Annotated in this window: 17 protein-coding genes and 1 pseudogene; 6 read left to right on the forward strand and 12 right to left on the reverse strand. The window is 65.6% G+C overall.

Going from position 1 to position 21590, the window contains the following annotated elements:
• Positions 1-11: 11 nt before the first annotated feature.
• Positions 12-2246 (reverse strand): xanthine dehydrogenase family protein molybdopterin-binding subunit, encoded by a 2235-nt coding sequence (locus tag AC1DN9_RS22845; RefSeq protein ID WP_478103914.1) that lies wholly within the window; start codon positions 2244-2246, stop codon positions 12-14.
• 4 nt (positions 2247-2250) lie between these two features.
• Positions 2251-2721 (reverse strand): (2Fe-2S)-binding protein, encoded by a 471-nt coding sequence (locus AC1DN9_RS22850; protein ID WP_478103915.1) that lies wholly within the window; start codon positions 2719-2721, stop codon positions 2251-2253.
• A gap of 129 nt (positions 2722-2850) precedes the next feature.
• Here AC1DN9_RS22850 and AC1DN9_RS22855 point away from each other — a divergent pair, with 129 nt between their 5' ends.
• Positions 2851-5115: a heavy metal translocating P-type ATPase gene (locus AC1DN9_RS22855; protein ID WP_478103916.1), complete on the forward strand. Its 2265-nt coding sequence runs from the start codon at positions 2851-2853 to the stop codon at positions 5113-5115.
• Between the two features lie 84 nt (positions 5116-5199).
• Here AC1DN9_RS22855 and AC1DN9_RS22860 read toward each other — a convergent pair whose 3' ends face one another.
• Positions 5200-5559, reverse strand: a complete 360-nt coding sequence (locus tag AC1DN9_RS22860; RefSeq protein WP_478103917.1) for an HU family DNA-binding protein — start codon at positions 5557-5559, stop codon at positions 5200-5202.
• Positions 5560-5678: 119 nt separating this feature from the next.
• Positions 5679-5981 carry a DUF4124 domain-containing protein gene (locus tag AC1DN9_RS22865; RefSeq protein WP_478103919.1) on the reverse strand — a complete coding sequence of 101 codons (303 nt, stop codon included), beginning with the start codon at positions 5979-5981 and terminating at the stop codon, positions 5679-5681.
• Between the two features lie 213 nt (positions 5982-6194).
• Here AC1DN9_RS22865 and AC1DN9_RS22870 point away from each other — a divergent pair, with 213 nt between their 5' ends.
• Genes AC1DN9_RS22870 through AC1DN9_RS22880 form a run of 3 tightly spaced genes read left to right on the forward strand, consistent with a single transcriptional unit; the run spans position 6195 to position 8689 of the window.
• A complete protein-coding gene (locus tag AC1DN9_RS22870; RefSeq protein ID WP_478103920.1) occupies positions 6195-6650 on the forward strand; it encodes a DUF2844 domain-containing protein in 456 nt (151 codons plus the stop codon).
• Positions 6634-7950, forward strand: coding sequence for a DUF3443 domain-containing protein (locus AC1DN9_RS22875; protein ID WP_478103921.1), 1317 nt, complete (start codon positions 6634-6636; stop codon positions 7948-7950). The genes AC1DN9_RS22870 and AC1DN9_RS22875 overlap by 17 nt, the downstream gene beginning before the upstream one ends.
• Positions 7951-7981: 31 nt before the next feature.
• Entirely contained in the window at positions 7982-8689 is a 708-nt protein-coding gene (locus tag AC1DN9_RS22880) for a phosphatase PAP2 family protein (RefSeq protein WP_478103923.1), read from the forward strand.
• Between the two features lies 1 nt (position 8690).
• On the opposite strand, the gene AC1DN9_RS22885 is transcribed toward AC1DN9_RS22880, so the two are convergent.
• A complete protein-coding gene (locus tag AC1DN9_RS22885) occupies positions 8691-11462 on the reverse strand; it encodes a LuxR C-terminal-related transcriptional regulator (protein WP_478103924.1) in 2772 nt (923 codons plus the stop codon).
• Positions 11463-11531: 69 nt separating this feature from the next.
• Positions 11532-11810 (reverse strand): annotated as a pseudogene (locus AC1DN9_RS22890) (flavin-dependent oxidoreductase); the annotation flags it as partial.
• A 73-nt stretch (positions 11811-11883) separates the two neighbouring features.
• Here AC1DN9_RS22890 and AC1DN9_RS22895 point away from each other — a divergent pair.
• A complete protein-coding gene (locus tag AC1DN9_RS22895; protein WP_478103925.1) occupies positions 11884-12708 on the forward strand; it encodes an alpha/beta fold hydrolase in 825 nt (274 codons plus the stop codon).
• Here AC1DN9_RS22895 and AC1DN9_RS22900 read toward each other — a convergent pair.
• Together AC1DN9_RS22900 and AC1DN9_RS22905 are read right to left on the reverse strand one after the other, a co-directional pair.
• Positions 12674-13519, reverse strand: coding sequence for an ABC transporter permease (locus AC1DN9_RS22900; protein ID WP_478103927.1), 846 nt, complete (start codon positions 13517-13519; stop codon positions 12674-12676). The genes AC1DN9_RS22895 and AC1DN9_RS22900 overlap by 35 nt on opposite strands.
• Entirely contained in the window at positions 13516-14112 is a 597-nt protein-coding gene (locus tag AC1DN9_RS22905; protein ID WP_478103928.1) for an ABC transporter ATP-binding protein, read from the reverse strand. Before AC1DN9_RS22905 ends, AC1DN9_RS22900 begins: the two co-directional genes overlap by 4 nt.
• Before the next feature lie 216 nt (positions 14113-14328).
• Between AC1DN9_RS22905 and AC1DN9_RS22910 the strand changes: the two genes are divergently transcribed.
• The gene (locus tag AC1DN9_RS22910) at positions 14329-14643 is read left to right on the forward strand and encodes a hypothetical protein (protein ID WP_478103929.1); all 315 of its coding nucleotides are present in this window, start codon (positions 14329-14331) and stop codon (positions 14641-14643) included.
• Here AC1DN9_RS22910 and AC1DN9_RS22915 read toward each other — a convergent pair.
• The 4 genes from AC1DN9_RS22915 to aspT form a co-directional block, all read right to left on the reverse strand.
• Complete coding sequence (locus AC1DN9_RS22915) at positions 14595-15815, reverse strand: tetratricopeptide repeat protein (protein WP_478103931.1); 1221 nt, start codon at positions 15813-15815, stop codon at positions 14595-14597. The two genes, AC1DN9_RS22910 and AC1DN9_RS22915, sit on opposite strands and share 49 nt — an antisense overlap.
• A gap of 12 nt (positions 15816-15827) precedes the next feature.
• Complete coding sequence (locus AC1DN9_RS22920) at positions 15828-17909, reverse strand: bifunctional metallophosphatase/5'-nucleotidase (protein ID WP_478103932.1); 2082 nt, start codon at positions 17907-17909, stop codon at positions 15828-15830.
• Between the two features lie 203 nt (positions 17910-18112).
• The gene (locus tag AC1DN9_RS22925) at positions 18113-19732 is read right to left on the reverse strand and encodes a bifunctional aspartate transaminase/aspartate 4-decarboxylase (protein WP_478103933.1); all 1620 of its coding nucleotides are present in this window, start codon (positions 19730-19732) and stop codon (positions 18113-18115) included.
• Between the two features lie 63 nt (positions 19733-19795).
• Positions 19796-21493, reverse strand: a complete 1698-nt coding sequence (aspT, locus tag AC1DN9_RS22930; RefSeq protein ID WP_478103934.1) for an aspartate-alanine antiporter — start codon at positions 21491-21493, stop codon at positions 19796-19798.
• Positions 21494-21590 lie beyond the last annotated feature (97 nt).

Genomic DNA, 21590 nt, shown 5'->3' on the forward strand with positions numbered 1-21590 from the left:
AGCGCCGTCGCTCACGCCATCAGGGCTTTCACCTTGCCGCTCGTGAAGGGCACGCTGCGCAGGCGCACGCCGGTGGCATCGAACACCGCGTTCGCCAGCGCGGCCGGCACCGGGCTGGAAGCGGCTTCGCCCGCGCCGAGCGGCGGATCGTCACGGCGGTCGATCAGGGCAATCTCCAGGCGGGGCACCGCTGTGAAGCGCAACAGCGGATAGCTGGCCCAGTCGACGCTCGTGACGCGCGAGCGGTCGAAGGTGGTCTCCTCATACAAGGTGCGCGACAGCGTCTGCAGGATGTTTCCCTCGACCTGCGCACGCACCGTATCGGGGTTGATCATCAGGCCGCAATCGTGCGCGCAGCACACGCGGCGCACCGAGATGTTGCCCGTCGAGCGATCGACCTCCACCTCCATCGCCATGGCGACGAAAGTCTCGTTGTTCTTGTAGTGGACGTACGCCATGCCGCGTCCCACGGCCACATTGCCCTGCGCCGAAGATGAGGCCGGCGACGGCCTGGGCTTCCAGCCGATCATCTGCCCGACGCGCCGGATCACCTCCGCACCACGCGGGTTCGACACATCCCGAAGCCGATAGGCCAACGGATCCACGCGCGCCTTGGCCGCGAGTTCGTCGACGAAGCTTTCCACGGCGAAACAGTTCGCCACCTTGCCCGGCGCGCGGATGTTCGAGGGCCGCAATGGCGCCGGCCCCAACCAGTGCGCGGAGACCTTCACCGCATTCGCGGCGTAAGGCGGATCGCCGTTCTGCGACACGAGACCCACGGACTGACCCACCGGCTGCCGGATACCCGCGGCCAGCGGAGACAGCAGCGGAATCCATTCCAGGTTGGCCGTGGCGCGCGGCACCCACATCTCGGTCTCCCAGGCATCGATGCGACCGTCGGGCATCTGCGTGGCCTTGAGTTCGAGCAACTGGGGCGGGCCCTTGGGATCCCAGCCGAGTTCGTCCTGCCGGCTCCACTGCACGCGCACGGGCTTTTCGACCGCCTTGGACAGCAGCACCGCATCCGCGGCCGCATCGTCGTGCCCGTTCATGCCGTAGCAGCCGGCGCCGTCGAGGTAGATGACGCGCAACTTGTCGCGCGGCAGATCGACGAGCCCCGCGAAGACGCTCAGGAAACGATGGCTGGCTTGCGATGCCGTCCAGACCGTGCCGCCGTCGTGCTTGACGTCCGCCACCGCGCAGGACGGGCCGATGGAGCCGTGCGACTGAATGGGCCACGCGTAGGTCGCCTTGGCGATGTCCGTCGCATTGCGCAGATCGGCGATGCGCTGTGCATCGCCCTTGGAACTGATCACCTCGTCGGCGACGAAGGGGCCGCTCCGAGCCCATTCGACGAGTGCTTCATGGCCGATGAGCGGCGCGCTATCGCTCCATTCCACCTTGAGTTCGCGCGCGGCGCGCACGGCCGCCCATTCGTCGGGACTGACGACACCAACGAAATCGGCGATGCGCACGACGCGCACGCCCGGCAGACGCGACACCGACGCCTCGTCGACCGCCAGCACCCGCGCACCCACCGAGGGCGGCCGCACAACGCGCCCGTGCAGCATGCCGGGCATGACCAGGTCATGGACGTAGACATGGCGCCCGGTCACCTTCGTGGGCACGTCAGGGCGCGGGAGCGGCTTGCCGACCAGCACGTAATCGGCCGGTCGCTTGAGCGGCGCCTTGGGATTCATCTTGACGTCGAAGGTGCGGCCGCCGACCAGCGCCGCGACTTCCACGCCTCGGCCGTCGGGGGTACGCACCGCGCCGTCGACCAGCCGGAGCTGATCGGCCGGCACCTGAAGCTTCTGCGACGCCATGGCAACCAGCGCTTCGCGCGCCGTCGCCGCCGCCTGCCGGAGTTCCACGCCGCCGCGCATGATGCCGCTGCTGCCGGCGGTGGGGCCTTGGTTGGGTGTCAGCGCGGTGTCGCCTTCGATCAATTCGATGTGTTCGACCGGTGCGCCGAGTTCCTCGCCCACCATCTGCCGCATAGCGATGCGGTGACCGGTGCCCAGATCGACCTTGCCTGAATAGATGACCACCGTGCCGTCGGCGCGCACGGCGAGGAAGGCATCGACCTGGTCGAGCGACAGCGTCCGCTGCCCGGCGGCGGCGGTTTGCGCCAACGCGGAGGTGGCCGGCGCCAGACCCAAACCCACGACCAGCGCCCCGGCCTGAAGCATGGCGCGCCGCGTCAGCGTGCCGGTACGGGGCTCGTCGATGTGCATCGTGGTCATGACGTCAGGCCCTCGCGGTGCCGGCAGCGCGCTCGACGGCGCGCAGCACCCGGTCGTGGGATCCACATCGGCACAAGTTGCCGGCCAGCGCCTGCTGCGCCTCTTCGCGCGTCGGCCGCGGCACGCGCTTCAGGAGCGCCACCGTGCTCATGACCATGCCGTTGGTGCAGTAGCCGCATTGCGCGGCCTGCTCGGCAATGAAGGCCGCCTGCACCGCATGCGGCTTGTCGGGCGAGCCGAGCCCCTCGGCGGTGATGATGCGCCGCCCCGCCGCATCACCGACCCGCACGGTGCACGAACGCACCGGTGCGTCGTCGAGCAGCACGGTACAGGCGCCGCATTGCCCGAGGCCGCAGCCGAACTTGGTCGCATGGAGGGCCAGGTCGTTGCGCAGGGCATAGAGCAATGGCATGTCCGGGTCCCAGGCCTCCACGTCCCTGGAGGTGCCGTTGACGATCACGGTGATGACAGGCATTCGAAACTCCTTGCATCGGAACCCGGCCAGGGAGGCCGGGCAGATCGACGGCGATGCAGATTGCCACACGGCGCCGAATGCTTCAAGCCGGCTTGACCTTGCAGTCACTTGAGGGTTTCCAATGACGACATGGCAAGAACAACAACCCCGGAAACATCGATCGCCGCCGCTCACCGGACGGACAGCGGCGCGCATGGCCATGTCGCCCACTCAGACTACTGCTGTTCGGCCGACCACCACGACGTCCCCGAGCCCGCGCAAGACGGGCCGGTCGCCGCCAATACCTTTCGCATTCCAACCATGGATTGCAGCGCGGAAGAATCGGACATTCGCCGCGTCGTCGAACCGATCGCGGGGATTCGCGGACTGCATTTCCAGTTGGGCCGGAGAACGCTGAGGATCGACGGCGCTCCGGGGGCGATTCCACACGCCCTGGCGGCCATTCGCAAGGCTGGCTATGTACCCGAACCGCTCGCGCCACAGGGCTCGGCAGGCGCCGAAACCGCATTGAACGATGATCACGGGCACAGCGGCGGCTACCTGCGACTCGCCACCGCCCTCGCGCTGGCGCTCGTGGCCGAAGGTGTCTCCTATTTCGCGCCGGACACCATGCCCTGGAAGGTGGCCGGCATGGCAGTTGCCGTGGCGGCCATCGGCCTGGCCGGCCTCGAAACCTATGCGAAGGGTCTGCAGGCCCTCCGGCACGCGAGGCTCAACATCAACGCGCTCATGTCGGTGGCCGTCACAGGCGCGTTCGTCATCGGCCAATGGCCCGAGGCGGCGATGGTGATGGCGCTCTATGCAATTGCAGAATTGATCGAGGCACGCGCGGTGGACCGTGCGCGCAATGCCATCAAGGGCCTCGTCGACCTCGCGCCGAACGATGCCGAGGTGCGGCAGGCCGACGGAAGCTGGGTGCGCATTCTGGCCAACGACATTCCGCTGGGCGCCGTCGCACGGGTGAAGCCCGGCGAACGCGTTGCGCTGGACGGCATCGTCACGCGCGGCAACAGCAGCATCAACCAGGCGCCCGTCACCGGTGAAAGCATCCCGGTCGACAAGGCGCCGGGCGAGCCGGTCTTCGCAGGCACCATCAACGAAAACGGCGAGATCGAGTTCCGCGTCACGGCGGCCGCCAACGACACGACGCTGGCGCGCATCATCCACGCGGTCGAGGAAGCACAGGGCTCCCGCGCGCCAACGCAGCGTTTCGTGGATCGCTTTGCGGCCGTCTACACGCCGACAGTGTTCGTCCTGGCCGTGGCGGTGGCCGTGCTGCCGCCGCTTTTTCTAGGCTGGGAGTGGCTGGCTGCAATCTACAAGGCGCTGGTTCTGCTGGTGATCGCCTGCCCCTGCGCGCTGGTGATCTCGACGCCGGTCACGGTCGTGAGCGGCCTTGCCTCTGCTGCGCGGCGTGGCATCCTGATCAAGGGCGGCACCTACCTCGAAGATGCGCGCCGGCTCAAGGCCGTTGCGCTGGACAAGACCGGCACCATCACCGAAGGCAAGCCTCAGTTGGTGGCCTTCCGCTCATGGGGGAACACCGACGAAGCCGTTGCCTTTCAACACGCGAGGAGCCTGGCGGCACGATCCGATCACCCCGTCTCCAAGGCCATCGCGGAAGGCCTGGAGGGCCCCGTCTCCGACGTCGATGCATTCGCCGCGCTGCTGGGGCGCGGCGTCGAGGGCGTGATCCACGGCGAGCGTCTGGTGCTCGGCAACCATCGGCTCATCCGCGAACGCGGCCAAGGCGATCCGGCGCTCGACGCGGCGCTCCTCGCGCACGAGGCCGAAGGACGCACGGTGACCCTCCTCGCGAGCGAGCGCGGCGTGCTCGGACTTTTCGCCGTGGCCGACACCGTCAAGCCCAGCTCCATCGAAGCCATCGCCCAACTCAAGCGCCTCGGCGTGATGCCCGTGATGCTGACCGGCGACAACGAAGCCACGGCGCAGGCGGTGGCACGCGAGGCGGGCATCGGCGATGCGCGCGGCGGGTTGCTGCCGCAAGACAAGCTCGGCGCCATCGATCAGATGCGCGAGCGCTACGGCCCCACCGCGATGACCGGCGACGGCATCAACGACGCGCCGGCGCTGGCCCGCGCCGACATCGGATTCGCCATGGGTGCGGCGGGAACGGACACGGCGATGGAAGCGGCGGACGTCGTGATCATGAACGACGATCTCGGCCGCATCGCGGAGACGATCCGCCTGTCCCGGCGCACGCACACCGTGCTGTGGCAGAACATCGGCCTGGCGCTCGCCATCAAGGCCGTGTTCTTCTTGCTGGCGGTGTTCGGCGGCGCGACGATGTGGATGGCGGTTTTCGCGGACATGGGCGCGAGCCTGCTGGTCGTGGGCAATGGCCTGCGATTGCTGCGCCGGATCGAAGCCTGACCCGACCGCGAACCCTCCAAAAAGAAAACGGCCCCGAGGGGCCGTTTTCCTTGGGACGCAGCCATCGGCTGCGAGAAGAAGAATTTACTTCTTGGCGGCCTTCTTGGCGGGAGCAGCCTTCTTCGCCGCAGGCTTGGCAGCGGCCTTCTCGGCCTTGCGCTTGGCGGCCTTGGGATCGATGGCCGCCTTGAAAGCAGCGCCGGGGACGAACTTCGGCACCTTTTGTGCAGCGATCTTGATCTTGGCACCGGCCTGGGGGTTGAAGCCCGTGCGAGCGGCGCGCGCCACCTGCTTGAAGGTGCCGAAGCCGATGAGCTGGACGGGGTCGCCCTTCTTCACTGCGGCGACGATGGAACCCGTCACTGTTTCCAGGATGCGGGCGGCTTCGGCCTTGCTGACGTTGTGGGCGGTGGCGATCTTTTCGACCAGTTCGATACGGTTCACGAGGTTTTCCTTAGGATTGATTTCGCCATGTTGCCGATGGCGGCGCAGCATTCGATACAAGCTGCAAGCGGCGCGGAGTATAGGGCAGTGCGCAAGCCCGTCGGCAAAGCCGGCGGTGGCTACCTGTCAGAGGGCCTTCTCGCGGAGTGCGAGCTGCGGTCTGCAATGAACGAGTATTGAGCCGACACGTCCCTGCTCTGGCCGGTGTGCATCTCGCTGGCAGCGACCTTGTCGGCGCCTGTCCCCAACGCATTGGACCGAAGAGGATCACCGACATACGCGGCGCCGCATGGCCGATCGGAGAGCACCGTTTGCCCCCTGTCGTCCTTGCATCGGTGAATCTCTGCCGACGCCGAGGCGCCAATGGCGCCGATCGCGAGAACGACGGCAACTCGGATGACGTGCGAAACCGGAGAAGACATAGGGTCGCTTTCAATTTGTTACGACTATGCTAACCTGACGGAAATGCCCGTCCACCCGTTCTTCAAGATAGGTGAGCCGACCGTGAAAAAAGACTCGACGTGCCAGAGCCGCTGGCCCTCGCCACACCGATCGGACCCTATGGATGCGGCAGCGTCGCGATGCCACAATGAAATTCGAAAGTGCATCGGATGAATTGCGCAAGGGGGGTCAGCATGCCGACCGTTTGTCGAATCGGGTTCGTACTTTGGCTCGCGGCCTTGTTGCCGCTCGAAGCAGTCGCCGCGCTCGGCGGCCCTGCGTCGTCCGTGGCAACGGACCAGACGCACATGAAAGCCACGCGCGAAGTGAAGGCCGGCCCGGCCTACACCGTGCATGAAATCACCACCCCCACCGGAACCGTGGTCCGGGAGTTCGTCTCTCCCGCCTCGGGCCAAGTCTTCGCGGTGACATGGCAGGGCCCCTTCATGCCCGACCTGAAGCAGGTGCTGGGCGATCACTTCGCCACCTTCGCGGAGGCTGCAGGCAAGGGACGCATCGGCCGCGGCAACGCCCTGGTGAGCCGGCCGGAAGTGGTCATCCATTCGGGCGGACACATGCGTGCCTTTGAAGGCAAGGCCTATCTGCCCGGCCAGTTGCCGGAGGGAGTACGCCTTGAAGACATTCGCTAGCCGACTCGGACTCGGCATGCGCAGCGTGCAGCTTGCGCTCGCGATGGCCGTCTGTGCCTTGGTCATGACAGGATGCGGGGGCGGAGGCGGCGGAGGCGGTGCCGGCTTGCCGGCTTCCCTCCCGGCGACCGGCTCGACCCCGGGGACCGGGGGCACCAGCCCGCCTTCCGGCGGTGGGGCAACGGTCGCCGGCCCCAACGTCACGGCCATCATTCTCGATGCCGGGCCCGTCGGCGCCACCGGCATCGTCAATGCGCCCTATGTCAGCCTCACGGTGTGTGCACCGGGCACCTCGTCCTGCCAGACCATCGACCACATCATCCTCGACACCGGATCGAGCGGCCTGCGCTTGATGGCCTCGGCAGTGAACAACCGCTCGGCCCTGCTGCAACAGGCCGACGCCTCGAACAACCCCATCGCCGAATGCGCGCAGTTCGTCAGCAGCTATTCCTGGGGCTCGGTCAAGCTGGCCGATGTCACCATGGGGAGCTTGACGGCCGCATCGGTGCCGGTGCAGATCATCGCGGACCCCGATTTCGCCAGCGTCCCCGCCACCTGCTCGAACGCCGGCGCAGCGAACAACACGGTCGCAAGCCTGGGCGGCAATGGCCTGCTCGGCGTGGGTTCGTTCCGCCAGGACTGCGGCGACGCCTGCGTGGCCAAGGCCATTCCCGGAACCTACTACGCCTGCCCCGGCGGCAACGGGTGCTCGGCCACCGCCCTTCCCCTGGGCAAGCAGGTGACCAATCCGGTGGCGCTTCTCCCGTCGGACAACAACGGCGTGCTGATCCAGCTCCCCGCGATCGATCCCCGCGGCGCGACGAACGTGATCGGCTCGCTGGTGCTCGGCATCGGCACGCGCGCCAACAATGCGCTGGGCAGCGCCCAGGCCTACGGTGTCGACAGCTCCGGGGATTTCACGACCGTGTTCAACGGGCAAACCTACCTTCACAGCTTCATCGACAGCGGCTCGAATTTCTTCTTCTTCGGTACCACCGCGCTGCCGACCTGCCCCAACATGGGCGAGAGCGGTTTCTATTGCCCGGCATCGACGCAATCGCTCACCGCCGTCAACCTGGGGACCAACGGCACGAGCGGCTCGGTCACCTTCAGCGTCGCGAACGCCCACACCCAGTTCACGAGCAATACGGCAGCAACCGCGTTCAGCAACGTCGCCGGGACGTTCCCGGGGGGCACCGGATTCGACTGGGGCCTGCCCTTCTTCTTCGGTCGCAATGTCTTCTCGGCCATCGAAGGCGCCTCGACGCCTGCAGGAACGGGGCCGTACGTCGCCTACTGACAGATCGTCGCGACCACCACGAAATCATCCGATGCTTCAAATCGACGTAGCCGCCATCCATTTCATGAACGCCTATGCGGGAGTCTCGCGCGGCTTCGACACATTCGAGATGGCGTTTGCGTACAACGGACTGCTCAAGGTCGGCCCCCTGCTGATTTCATTCTGGGCGCTTTGGTTTGCGCCCAATCCCACCGACCCACAGCAGCGCCACGCGCGCCTTGTGTCGGCCGTTGTCGCCAGTTGCTTCGCCGCGGTCATTTCCGTCGGGCTGACGCATATCCTGCCGTCCCGGCCCCGGCCGATCATCGATCCGCAACTCGGCTTCGTGCTGCCCTACGGGATGCACCCCGAAGGTTGGGATCGCAGCAGTTCGCTGCCGAGCGACCATGCGGCAATGTTCTTCGCCCTGGCTGCCGGCATGTGGTTCGTGTCGCGCCTGTGGGGCGGACTGGCGCTGCTGTTCGTGCTGCTGTTCATCGCGGTGCCGCGCGCCTACCTGGGCTTGCACTACGTCTCAGATCTCGCGGCAGGCGGGGCCATCGGCGTGGCGCTTGCATGGATCGGCAACACCAGACTGGGCCTGAGAGTCTTTTCCCAGCACGCGATGACGATGCAATCCCGCCGCCCCGACATCTTCTACCCCGCGATGATTCTCATCACCTACCAGATCGCAGATCTGTTCTGGGACGCCAGGCAACTGTTGAATCTGATGAAGCAGGTGGTCCACGGCACTTGGTAAGTCAGAACCTGGGTGACGTGCAGGTCGCCTCGGCACGCACCTTCCTGACGACAGCGTCGCGTCCGGGTGCGTCGAGCTTCATGTAGATGTTCCTGAGATGCCACTTGACGGTGTCGAGCGAGAGCCCCAGCGCATGCGCGATCTTCTTGTTCGGCATCGATTGCGCGAGCAGTTCGGCGACCTCCCCCTCACGCGGCGTGAGCAAGTCGGCCCACCGCGCGCCTCTTGCCCGACCCGTCTCCGGCAAAGCGCCCTGGATGCCAGTGAACTGGGCGCGCGCCAGCGCCTCGATGCGCTCCACATAGAAGGAAAGCAGCGGATCGACATCGGGCTCCGCGCAAGCTTCACGGATCAGCGCCAGCGCGCCATCGTGTGACCACAGGATGGTCTGCTTGAGGCCGAGGGCATGGCCCAGGCGAAGCGCACTTCGAACCCGGGTTCTGCACGGTTCCGCACGCCCGAGCCTTCTTTCGACCTCCGCAGCCTGCAGCGAAAAATAGACCACGTGCCGCAACTCTCCGCTTTGCGCGGACGCGGTCACGAGCCCTTCGATTTTCGCGAGCGCAACGTGCAAATCGCCTTCATGCATCGCCATGCGTACCCGGGCCTCTTCCGCCAACCGGCGGATACGGCGCGGCGCCCCACCTTGCGCGCCCGTGTGACGCCCGGCCAACGCCCCGATCGCTTCCATGCTTCCACGCGCGAATTCGACATCGCCGCGCGCGAGCTGAATTTTCAGTTGATCGATCAATGCCAGCGCCTGCATACGGTCTATCCGAAAGCGTTGCGCGAGAGTCCTCATGCGTGCGATGCAGGCCAGCGCTTCTTCCGTGCGGCCGGCGGCCTGATGCGCACGATTCAATGCCGCCATGATTCGCAACGTGGTGTCCGGCATCAGGGTGTCATTGGCCCCACCGTGCTCCTCGATGAACCGCATGGCGGCCTCGGGGCCCTCCTGCTCGTAGAGAACCTCGACCAGCAACAGCGCCGCGAGACGGGCTGCTTCGGCGCATGGAGCGCCGCGCTCCTCGGCTTCGCGAAGCACTTCGCGGTAGACCTGCTCCCCGAGACGCATGTGACCCTGGACAACATGCGAGAGTCCGACAAGACATCGCCCCGCCAGCGATCCAAAAATGGAACCGACGATCGGCTCGCCATCCAGAGTCGGGGTCGGCTCTTCGGACTGGATGCGCCGCGCACGTTCGAACTCTCCGACGTGGATGAAGAGCCAAGTCAGGATGTTGCGACGCCCGGCCAGCGCAATGGCATCGGCCTCCGCAGGCGGTTGCAGCAATTCGGACTGCATCGCCTTCACCGTATCGGAATCGTCGAGGCGAATGGCAAGGAGGCAGCGCAGCAGCGTGAGCCGGAAGCGAATCGCGGGTTGGGCATCCGCCAGTTCCACCTGCAAGCGGACGATGCTGGCCGCACAGTCCTCCAGGCGGTATTCGCACAATTCGATCCAGGCCGCCCAGAGGCGAAGGGCAACATTGGCGCGCAAAAGAGTTTGCGGAAGCTGGCGCAGCAGCGCGATCAGCGGGCGCACATCGCCCTTGGCGAACAGGACCATGGCGCCACGGTCCGCGAGCTCGGCGGCCGCCTCCTCATCACCCGCCAGCAGGGCGTGCCTGACGGCTTCGTGATGGATGCCGCGGTCTGCGAAGAACTGCCACAACGTCGCATGGATCTGCCGGCGGTCGTGCTCCGGCCACGCTCTTGCGTGAGCAGCAAGCGTGCTGCGAAGCAACGGATGCATGAGCCACCACCGTTCGCCCGGCAACGCGGCGGACTGCGCACCGAGGAGGCCTTCGCCGGCGAGACGGTCGAACAACCCCTTGCAGCCCGAAAGCGCCGCCGGAACCCCGACGAGGCCGGCACAAAGCGTTTCGTCGAACATGGCAGGTACCGCGCAGCAGACCAGAACATGCAGCTCGCCTTCGGAAAACCGCGAGAGCACTTCCGTCTCGAAAAAGTCCGCGAAGGGCGCCGGATCGGCCATGCCGTCCACCGGGGGCGGAAACACGCCGCGCCGGCGACGCAGGTCTGCACTCGCCAGATTGAGCAACGCTGCCCATCCTTCCGTCTGGCGATGCACCCCTTGTGCCAGGCGGGGATCGACGCCTGAGCCCATGGCTGCCAGATATTCGAGCGTTTCGATGCGGGAAAAGCGCAAGTCCTCGATGCCCAGGTCCAGCACCGTTCGCGCAGCCTGCGCTCGCGCCAGCGAAATCGGAAGCGGCTGCCGGGTCGCAAACACGCATCGAAGGTTCGTCGGGGCGTAGTCGACGAGAAGCTGGATTGCCAATTGCACGCCTGGCTCGCGGGCGAGATGAGCGTCGTCAATGACCAATACGACTTCGCCACTGTGCGCAGCAATACCTCGCACCAGCGCGATGATCACGCGCTCGATGCTTTCGTCATCGGGTTCGAGGCCGGCAAGCCGTGCAGGCTCGCGAGCGATCGGGAGATCCGTGATCGCCAGCGACGCCACCAGGTCGGCCAGGAAGCCCGAAACGTCCGCGTGTCGCTCGGCGAGGTCCAGCCAGGCGACGTCCACACCGGCCGGCACCAGTTCACCCCGCCAGGAGGCCAGGAGGCTGCTCTTGCCGAAGCCGGCCGGCGCTCGCAGGACCACGTACCTGTGACGCGCATCGGCGAGCCTGTCGAGCAGGCTGCGGCGAATCAGGAGATAGCGGCTGCGTGTGCGCAGCGCCGGCGCACGACCGAGGGGCGCGGATTTCTTGCGCAGCCTGGTGAGGTCATAAGTTTGCATTGGCGTGGATTGTCTCCAACGCGCCACGCCGATTACCTTACGGCGGCGTCGAAAGTCCTGGCCGCTGACTCATAGGCGACACCGCGCCCCTGCCGCAATCGTCTGCGGCGCCGCGTTGAGCGTCTCGATGGCGAAGCCCGCCGCAGCCTTGTAACGCGCCGTGAAGGCCTCGCGCTCGGCTGCGAGCACCAGCGCCGAAATATCGGCGCACAGCTTGTTGTTGTACGCCTGCAACGCGGCGGGGCTCACGCCATGCTCGACGATCGCCGCGCCGAGCACCCGCGCGTCGACGATGGCCTGGCTTGCGCCGTTGGAACCCACCGGGTACATCACGTGCGCGGCATCGCCGAATCGGAGAAGAATGCACTCCGCCGCAGTTGCGGCCCTCATCAACCGATCAACCTCTGGAAGGAACCCATCCGTGAGCTTAATCACCACCAAGGACGGCGTCGAGATCTTCTACAAGGACTGGGGCCAAGGCCAGCCCATCGTGTTCAGCCACGGCTGGCCGCTCTCTTCCGACGACTGGGATGCGCAGATGATGTTCTTTCTGAAGAACGGCTATCGCGTCATCGCCCACGACCGCCGCGGCCACGGCCGCTCCAGCCAGGTCGACAGCGGCCACGACATGAACCACTACGCCGACGACCTGGCGGCGCTGACCGCGCACCTCGACCTCAAGAATGCGGTGCATGTCGGCCACTCGACCGGCGGCGGCGAAGTGGTGCACTATTTGGCGCGCCACGGAGAGAGCCGGGCGGCCAAGGCCGTGATCATCAGCGCCGTACCCCCGTTGATGGTGAAGACGGAATCCAATCCGGGCGGACTTCCCAAGGAAGTGTTCGACGACTTCCAGGCGCAAACCGCAAGCAACCGCGCCCAGTTCTTCCACGACATCGCCGCAGGACCGTTCTATGGCTACAACCGGCCGGGCGCGAAGCCGGCGCCGGGCGTGATCCTGAACTGGTGGCGCCAGGGAATGATGGGAGGCGCCAAGGCGCACCATGACGGCATCGTCGCCTTTTCCCAGACGGACTTCACCGAAGACCTGAAGAAGCTCAACCTGCCGGTGCTGGTGATGCATGGCGACGACGACCAGATCGTGCCGTATGCCGATTCGGCGCCGCTGTCCGCAAAGCTTCTGAAAAACGGAACGCTGAAAACCTACAAGGGCTTTCCGCACGGCATGCCGACGACCCATGCGGATGTCATCAACGCCGATCTGCTCGCTTTCGTGAAGGGGTGATGCCGCGCTCCGGTGGCTTTGCCAATCGATCCAGCCGGAGGCGTTGCCGCTCATCGGTGATGGCGCGCGCGGCGAGGTACACCGCTCCGGCGGCAGCCAGGCCGCCCGCGCCTGTCAGCAGGAAGAGCAGCAGGATCTGATACTTCACCGCCTCGATCGGATCCATGCCCGCGAGCAACTGGCCGGTCATGATGCCCGGCAGCGTGATGATCCCCGCAGCCGACATCTGGTTGACGATGGGGATCATCGCCCGACGGATCGACGACCGAAGCAGTTCGGCGAGCGCCTCGTGGATGGACGCGCCGAGTGCGAGCTGGGCCTCGATCGCCGGACGCCGCAGCACCACGCCTTCCAGAAAACTGTCGAGTCCAAGGCTCGCCGAATTGAGCACGCTGCCGAGCACGATGCCCATCAGCGGGATCGCGTAGCGCGGGTCGTACCAAGGGTGCGGGCGGATGGCCGTCATCAGCGCCAGCGCGACCGTGGCAACGCTCGAGATGCCGACCACTGCCGCGCTGATCCGGTAGTTGCCTGCCGATTGCAGCCTTCGCGTGGGACGTACCGCCACCTCGCGCGCCGCGGCCGCGATCATCAGCAGCACGATGACGAGCGTGACGCCCGGCGATGCGGCCCTGAAGACCACGCGCAACAGCAAGCCGACCAGCAGCAACTGCACGACCATGCGCGTTGCGGCCCACAACACCTGCCGGTGCAGATCGAGCCGCAGAAACAGAGAGGCAACCGCGCTCGCGAGAACCAGGACTGAGGCCAGCGCCACGTCGACCGCGCCGAGATGGACCACGGTGTTCACAGCGGGTGCAGTCCTTCGCGCGTCATGGCATAGCGCCGCTGGCTCACGCGCTCGGCCTGCTCCGTGGAGTGCGTGACCCAGAGGATCGACAGGCCGTCATGGATGCGGCCCTGCAGCGTGGCCTCCATCGCCAGCGACGATGCACCGTCGAGCGATGCGGTCGGCTCGTCCAGCAAGAGCACCACGGGGCGGCGCGACAGCGAACGCAGCAGTGCAAGCCTTTGCCGTTCGCCAGTCGACAGGCGCACCACTTCTGCTTCAAGGATGTCGTCGGGCAGGTGAAGCGAAGGTAGGGCAGCCCGCGTCGCCTCGATGGATTCCGCCGGGAAGTGCGGCCCGACGGTCGGCTGCCACCACGCGGGTTCGGCCGCCTGATAGACGACTTGCTGCCGCCATTCGGTCGGGCGCCATGACTCCCGCGGACGGCCGTTCAAGGTCACGGTGCCGCTACCGGGATCGAGGTCGGCGACCAGCCGCATGAACAGGCTCTTGCCCACGCCCGAGGGGCCGACGATGGTCAGGCACTCGCCGCGCGCGAGATCGAGGTCGAAGGGGCCGCCATGCGCTGAACGGAGGCCACGAATGCTCAGCATGGGTGCTTCGTAACACTGGGTCACGTGTGCGTCAATCGCGCTGCTCTGATTCAGCAAGTTGTGGCCTCCATCGCTTTCACGAGAGTTTCACGGTCGCATGGGAATATTGCGCCAACCAAGCTCTCGACGAGAGCCGCGGTGGCCTTGATGCCATATGAAATACGCCTTGAATCATTCCCCCACCCGCCCCGCCACCTGAATCTTCAAGGAAGAGCCATGACATCCCAAGCCTGGGTGGAAACCATCTACATCGCCCCCGGCCACCCTCAGTGCAGGGTGTACGCCATGCCTTATCCGATGGGCCCGAACCAGAAGCCCGCGGACATCCTGCCCCAGCATCAGATGGACTGGCGTGAAGTCGCAAAGCTGGATGGCGAGCAGGAGCTTGTCTATATCGAGCCCGGCTATGCTGATCTGGCGGGCGATATCGCGGGCCAGATGGGTGGCGCGCATTTCGAGGTGACTCGCATCGTCGTGCCGACTCAACGCAGCACGATGACCTGCAACGCGACACGCAATCCGTTTTCGTAGGCTTCGTCAGCGGGTATGGCGCCACCGGGCCGCGCGACGACGCCCTGACGGGGCAAGCTCGGCGCCGGAACAGGAACCGCATCCGGCAAGACATCCGCCCATCGCGAAGCAGGCAGCATCACCGCTTCGCCGCCGCCACTGTTCTGCAGCACCATGCCGGCAAGGCGGCCGGCGGCATCGAGCACCGGACCTCCATCGGTGCTGCCGGCAATCCCGATGCCCAGCTTCCGAAGCCCAGCTTCGCCTTGGAACGCACCGAAGAAGCCTTGGGTCAGCCACGGCCAGGCCGGCGCCGCGTTCTCCATCGCGGCGTACTCGAACGCGAAGCCGGCGCTCCCCGCAAACGGATCGCGCGCAGCCACGGCCGGCATTCCTTCGGCGGCGAGCGGCGCGTCCAGGCGCAGTATCGTGACGCCCAGCGAACCGAGGGGCTGCGCCCCGAGGTCTGCATGCGCAAGCGTGGTCCGCCCCATGCCGTTGCGCAGCCAGATCGCCTTCGTGGTCTCGGGCCGGACCACGGCACTCGGCACCAGCGCCATCGTTCCATTGCCGATCAGCACGCCACCCGACGCCACACGGGCCGCGTCGGGGACCGCGGACTTGCCACCTTCCTGAACCGCCTGGGGCGCCATCCTGTGCGGCGTTTGCAGCATGAGTCCGCTCGCGACGGGTGCCGGGGACGCAAAGGCCCGGCGCACGTCGAGCGCCACCGGATCCTGCGGCAGGCGCTCGATGGTTTCCCGGAGCACGCGGTCGGCCACCGCTCCCTGCCCGCCCGCGCGCAAGAGCCACGCATACAACGCGCCTGCGGGCGCTGATTCAAGGTGTGCGCCGGCCACGTGCGCGCAGAACGCCAGCGCGCGCCGATATTGCCCGGCCTGCATGTAGGCGCGCACCAGGCCCATCTCCGTGTCGGGCGCATGCAGCATCATGGCCGCGCGTTCGAATGTGTCGGTCGCAGCCGCGACATCGCCGCGCGCGAGTTCTGCCTCGCCGCGGCTCAGCAGCGCAGAGCGTTGATCCATCAGCACCGGGTCGTTCACGCGCATGTCGGTGATCGCGGCCGCGGAGCGCGGCGCAGGCTTCACCGCAGCCTCCTGCGCGCCGCAATACACGGCTGGCGGGCCCAGCATGAGCAGCGCCAGCGATACGGCCCGGGCTCTCGATATCAAGCGCGATCGCCTTCAGGGAAGCCGCGTGATCCGCGGAATCGCCAGCGCGGGCAGCGTCGGATCGTAGGCGGCCTTCGGCGCCTTGTAGCCGCCGTTCAGGTAGGCCGTCAGTGCGTCGATGTCCTGCGCGCCGCCGAGCGTATTGGTGCCACCGACCAGGACGGTGAAGCCGTCACCGCCGGTCGCCATGAAGTTGTTGACGGTCACCCGGTAGGTCCTGGTCGGGTTCTGCACCACGCCGTTGACCACGATGTTCTCGGGTGCGCCGGTCGCGACCGGGGGCGTCACGGTCACATCGGTGGGCGTGAGCACAACGTTCACGATCTTCGAGCAGGCGGGAGCCGAGGCGCTCCACGAATACTTCAACCCGTTCGAGATTTGCATCACCCGCTGTGCCGTCTGTCCGTTGCATCCGGTGAACTGCTGCTCGAGCACATCCTTGAGTTGTTGCGCGGTCAGCGTCATCGTCACCAGGCTGTTGCCGAAGGGCTGCACGGTGAAGGCATCGCCGTAGGTCACGTTGTAAGGATAGGCGGCCGTCGGGCTCACGAAACCAGGATTGCGCACGCCACCGGCGTTCATGAACGCCATCACTGCGCCGCCGAGAGCGGCCGGCTGTGTGGCCTGCAATTGGGCATCTGCGATCAGGCTTCCAGCCGGCATTTCACCAGTTTCGTTCGCCGTGTTCGACAGCCCCGTGGTGATCGTGCCGATGACCTGGTTGGCCAGCGGCGATACCAGGGCGTTGTAGCCATCGACGATGTTCTTGACGCTTGGGTCGGTGACGATGGCGTTGTTGATCGCGACGTCGGTGCGGTCCACCAGGCGGTTCGTGGCCGACACCTTGAGCACCTTGTGCGATCGAGGATCCAGCGTGAGATCGATGTCGGTGAGCAAGCGACCGAAGGCGCTCGCGCTGGTGACGGGAACCAGCCGCCCCTTGCGGTTGGGCAGGCCGGTCGAACGCGGCGTGCTGACGGTGGCTCCGTTCACGTTCTTCACGTCCACGGTGTTCGCCGAGCAGTTGTAGGCGGCATGCGTGTGGCCGCTGATGACAAGATCGACCGCGTCGTCGAGGCCCTTCACGATCTTGCCGATGTCGGAGTCGGTGCCATCGGCATTCTTCAGGTTGCCGTCGCAGCCGTTGATGTCGCCGACGTTCGGGCTGGTCTGGAAGCCGCCCTGGTGCACGAGCACGACGATCGCATCGACGCCCTGTGCGCGCAGGCGCGGGATCAATGCATTGACTGTCTGCGCTTCATCGCGGAACTCCAGGCCGGCCACACCCGTGGGCGTGACGATGCCGGGCGTGCCCTTCAGGGTCATGCCGATGAACGCGACCTTCGCACCTTGAAAGGTCTTGATGCCGTAGGCCGGAAACAAGGTGCGGCCCGTGGCCGTCTCGAAGACGTTGGCCGACAGCCACTTGAAACGGGCACCGTCGAAGGTGCCCATGGCGTTCGAGCCGAGGCCCTTGCAGCTGTTGGGGTCGGGCATGCCGTCGGTGATCTTGCAGCCGCCGGATTGCAGCCGCTTGAGTTCGCCGGAGCCCTTGTCGAACTCGTGGTTGCCGACGGCATTGAACTCGACCCCGATCTTGTTGAGCGTCTCGACTGCGGGCTCGTCGAAAAACAAGGCAGAGATCAGGGGCGACGCGCCGATGAAATCGCCCGCACCCACCACGACGTTGTTGACGTTCTGCGCCTTCATCCGCGCCACATAGGCGGCAAGGTATTCGGCGCCGCCCACTGCCGGGCGCTGCGCGGCGGGGACCACCGTATTGACTCCGAAGGTGCCGGGCGACTGCAGATTGCCATGGTAGTCGTTGAAGCCGATGATCTTGACCTTGATCGGCTCGGGCGGTCGGCCATGGTTGCCATGGTCGTTGTCATGATCGTGATCGTTGTCGCGGCCGTGGTCGCGGTCCCTGTCGCGATTGCGATCGTTGTCATTTCCCCTGCCCCTGTCTCCGTCGTCGGCGCGACGGGACCCGGCGACATCGGGTTCGGCAGCATGCGCCGCGGTGGACATCGGCCCGATGCCCGCGGCGACTGTCGTCAGCGCGCAGGCGAGCAAGAAGCGGAATTTCGACATGAAATGGCCCTCCAGGTTTTGATCTGCCAGCAAGTGCGCGAGCGCACTCGCGAACTCACCGGCAGAACTATCCTGGGTGACCATGACGGCGCAGTGTCACGCGCCCGTCGGTGAAACGTCGACATGCTTCTGTCACATGCGACGCTTGGAACTCCGGCCGCTCACCTCGGCCCGAAGCAAGGCAGATGGAAGATTTGCGGCGCCTACGACTTCCTCTTCAGCTTGACACCCTTCTCCCTCTCGAAGGACTCCACATAGCCGCGAGCCACCGCCCGCACCGCGCGGCCGATCTTTTCGTAGACGTCTTCGTCGAGATTGGCGAACGAGATCCGCGCCGACCAATCCGGCGCCTCGAAGCCCCCGCCATTCAGCAGCACGATGCCGTGATCCTCGGCAAGCCTGAAGACGATGTCCAGCGGATGCACGTTTTCCTTGACCCACGCCACCAGTTCCTCCGTGCCGTACTTGCGCAGCCAGAACTCGAAATCGATCAACCCGTAGTAGTAGTCAAAAAGCGGATTGGCAGCCACGTCGACGCCAAGGCCTTCGAGCGTCAACAGCGCGCGCCGATGGCAGATTTCCATGCACGCCTTCTGGTAGACCTTCTGGTCGTCCATCAACTCATAGAGCGAGAAGAGGGACATCATCACCTGCTGCGGCAGCGACAGCCCCGCGGTGTGGTTGAGCGCCACGTCGCGGCTGTCGGCCACCACGCGGTCGATGAACCGGACCTCGCGCGGATGCGGCGTCAGCGTGCCGTAGCGCTTGTCGAGCTTCTTCAGCGTGGCGGCGTCGTGCTTGGCGATGTGCTGATCGAAGACGTTGTCCTCATGCACGGCAATCACCCCGAGGCGCCAGCCCGTGCAGCCGAAATACTTGCTGTAGGAATACACCCCGATCGTGTTGCGCGGGTAGGCGCCGAGGAGCGACCGAAAGCCCGGCACGAAGGTCCCGTAGACATCGTCGGTGAGCAGCATCAGGTCGGGGCGCTTCTTCAGGATCTGCCCGATCTTCTTGATGACAGATTCGGACAAGGCCATGGCCGACGGGTTGCCCGGGTTGACCACGAAGAAGGCCTTGATCTTGGGATCGAGCAGCTTGTCCAGTTCCTCGTCGGTGAACTGGAACCTGTTCTCCTGCGGCGCATGGATGGTCACGACGTTGAGGTCGTAGTCCTCCAGGTGCGGCATCTCCAGGTAAGGCGTGAAGATCGGAACACCCAGCGCGATGGTGTCGCCGGCGTTCAGCAACCGGTTGTTCTTGAGCGCCTTGAACGTGTAGCACATGGCGGCGGTGCCGCCTTCGACCGCATAGAGCTCGAAGGTGCCCTTGGGCCTCGGCTCGCCGCACATCGCCCACTGCAGAAACTCTCGCACGATGATCTCGTTGTGCACCAGCATGCGGTCGGGCACCGGGTAGTGGTCGCCGATGATCGAATCAACGAGTTCGTTGACGAAGGCGTCCGGCTTGAAATTGAATTTCAGCACCGCCCACGGAACCATCCGCTTCAGGAAGTCGGCACCCGGCAGGTCGTCATGCTTGGCCAGCCACGCCTGCAGGCGGTCCGCACAACCTTCCGCGCGCGGAATGCCGCCGATGCCCGGCGCCACGTCCATGACGCGCTTGGTTTCCAGCACCGCGAACTGGCCCAGCGTGAAGAAGGCTTCGCGCGGCTCGGTCGCGACCCAGTTGGGGTTGCCTCGTCCCGCATTGAGATAGGCAATCGCGGACGACTTGGCCGCCTTGGTCGCCGACTCGGCCAGGAAATTCTTGATCTCGAAAGGGCCGAGCGCTTCGTAGTTGCGCAACGTCAGAAGATCCATTTACTTGCTCCTTGAACGAAATAGCGAGGTCGTCGCCACGAGCTGATTCGATGAAGAACGGTGTCAGCTTCCGCCGCTGAGCTTCATCATCACGATCACGATGAACAGGCCCCAGATCGTGAGAAAGGTGTTGCCCACCGCGTAAGGCATGCCATAACCGAGCGCCGGAATGTTGCTCTTCGCCGCGTCCTGCACCATGCCGAGCGCCGCCGTGGTCGTGCGCGCACCGGCGCAGCAACCGAGCAGGATGGCCGGATCGAAGTGGAAGATGAAGCGCGCCACCAGGACGGCAATCAACAGCGGGACCGAGGTCGCGACCACGCCCCACAGGAACAGGCTGACGCCCAGCTTCTGCAGGCCGCTGATGAAGTCCGGCCCGGCATTGATGCCGACGATCGCGATGAACACATTCAGGCCGAGGTTGTTGAGAATCCACAGCGCAGGCGCCGGGATCTGGCCGAACTTGGGCTTGATGGTGCGGTAGTAACCCAGGAACAGGCCCGCCAGCAGCGCGCCGCCCGAGGTCGAAAGACTGATCGGCACGCCGCCGATCGTCACGCTGAGCACACCGATCAGGCCGCCGACCAGAATGCCGGCCGACATGAAGGAGATGTCCGTCGCATCGGTGGGGCGATCGGCGTAGCCCAGTACCCCCACGACGGCATTCACGTGGTCGATGCTGCCGCCGATGCGGATCACGTCGCCCCGCAGGATCTCGGTGCCCGGAAGCCGCGGGATGTCGACAAGGTGGCGAGTGATCTTGGTGAGATAGACGCCGCGCGCTTCCGGCATCTCGGCCAGGTCGGCGATCGTCTTGCCGTTGATCGCCTTGTTCGTGATGAAGACATCGACCACGGTCGCCGGCATGTCCAGCAATTCGCGGTCATCGATCTCTTCGAGGATCTTCTCGACTTCGTCCACGAGGAGATGTCGCGCACCGGAGATCGCCACGAGATCGCCCACCTGCAGCACGCTGTCCGCCTGGGCCACGATCATCTGGTCGCCGCGCTTGATGCGTTCGAAAAAGACCCGCACGCCCGGGAAGGTGTCCTTGCAGCGCTTGCCGGCCAGGCCGCTCTTCTCGGTGATGCGATAGCCGCGCAGCCCGAAGGTGCGATACGCCGAGAGGATGCCGGGCTGAACCGATTTGGCGCCGCCGCCGAGCTTGGCCTCGTAGTCCTTGCAGGCCTGCTCGATGTCCGCGCCGATCATCTTGGGGCCCAGCTTGGACAGCAGCAGAGCCGAACCGACGGTGCCGTAGATATACGTCACTGCATAGCCGACCGGAATCGCGCCGAGGATGCTCTTGACCGCGTCGGCCGACAGGCCGGACTTGTTGATTTGATCGGTGGCCACGCCGATCGAGGCGGAGATCGTCTGCGAGCCTGCATACAGGCCGACCGCGTAGCCCACATCGAGCCCGGCGAAGTAGGCGCACGCAATCGGTACGACCAGACAGAGCACCATGACAATCAACGTGAATACGATCTGCTTGGGTCCGTCCTTGCCAAGCCCCGCGAAGAACTGCGGCCCGACGCCATAGCCCACCGCGAACAGAAACAGCAGGAAGAAGGCCGACTTGATCGGACCCGGAATCGACAGGCCCAACTGTCCGATCGCAACGCCCGCAATCAAGGTTGCAGTCACCGCCCCGAGGCTGAATCCGAAGAACTTCTTGGGCCCCAGCCAGAAGCCGAAAGCCAGTGCGGCGAACAGGCCGAGTTCAGGATAATGCTTCAGCGTTTGCACAAGCCAATCCATGAGGGACTCCTTTTTGTCGGTGTCAAACTCGCGCATGCACTCTGTCACCTGCCTGCTGGTCGTCGCGTGAGCGTCGGGGTCGCGAAACCATTCGCCA

The organism is Variovorax sp. 05L425, assembly GCF_056397705.1.

Bases quoted from the DNA above. Each gene is read 5' to 3' on its own strand.
- AC1DN9_RS22845 (WP_478103914.1), bottom strand. From the start codon at position 2,246: ATGACCACGATGCACATCGACGAGCCCCGTACCGGCACGCTGACGCGG.
- AC1DN9_RS22850 (WP_478103915.1), bottom strand. From the start codon at position 2,721: ATGCCTGTCATCACCGTGATCGTCAACGGCACCTCCAGGGACGTGGAG.
- AC1DN9_RS22855 (WP_478103916.1), top strand. From the start codon at position 2,851: ATGGCAAGAACAACAACCCCGGAAACATCGATCGCCGCCGCTCACCGG.
- AC1DN9_RS22865 (WP_478103919.1), bottom strand. From the start codon at position 5,981: ATGTCTTCTCCGGTTTCGCACGTCATCCGAGTTGCCGTCGTTCTCGCG.
- AC1DN9_RS22870 (WP_478103920.1), top strand. From the start codon at position 6,195: ATGCCGACCGTTTGTCGAATCGGGTTCGTACTTTGGCTCGCGGCCTTG.
- AC1DN9_RS22880 (WP_478103923.1), top strand. From the start codon at position 7,982: ATGCTTCAAATCGACGTAGCCGCCATCCATTTCATGAACGCCTATGCG.
- AC1DN9_RS22885 (WP_478103924.1), bottom strand. From the start codon at position 11,462: ATGCAAACTTATGACCTCACCAGGCTGCGCAAGAAATCCGCGCCCCTC.
- AC1DN9_RS22905 (WP_478103928.1), bottom strand. From the start codon at position 14,112: ATGCTGAGCATTCGTGGCCTCCGTTCAGCGCATGGCGGCCCCTTCGAC.
- AC1DN9_RS22910 (WP_478103929.1), top strand. From the start codon at position 14,329: ATGACATCCCAAGCCTGGGTGGAAACCATCTACATCGCCCCCGGCCAC.
- AC1DN9_RS22920 (WP_478103932.1), bottom strand. From the start codon at position 17,909: ATGTCGAAATTCCGCTTCTTGCTCGCCTGCGCGCTGACGACAGTCGCC.
- AC1DN9_RS22925 (WP_478103933.1), bottom strand. From the start codon at position 19,732: ATGGATCTTCTGACGTTGCGCAACTACGAAGCGCTCGGCCCTTTCGAG.
- aspT (WP_478103934.1), bottom strand. From the start codon at position 21,493: ATGGATTGGCTTGTGCAAACGCTGAAGCATTATCCTGAACTCGGCCTG.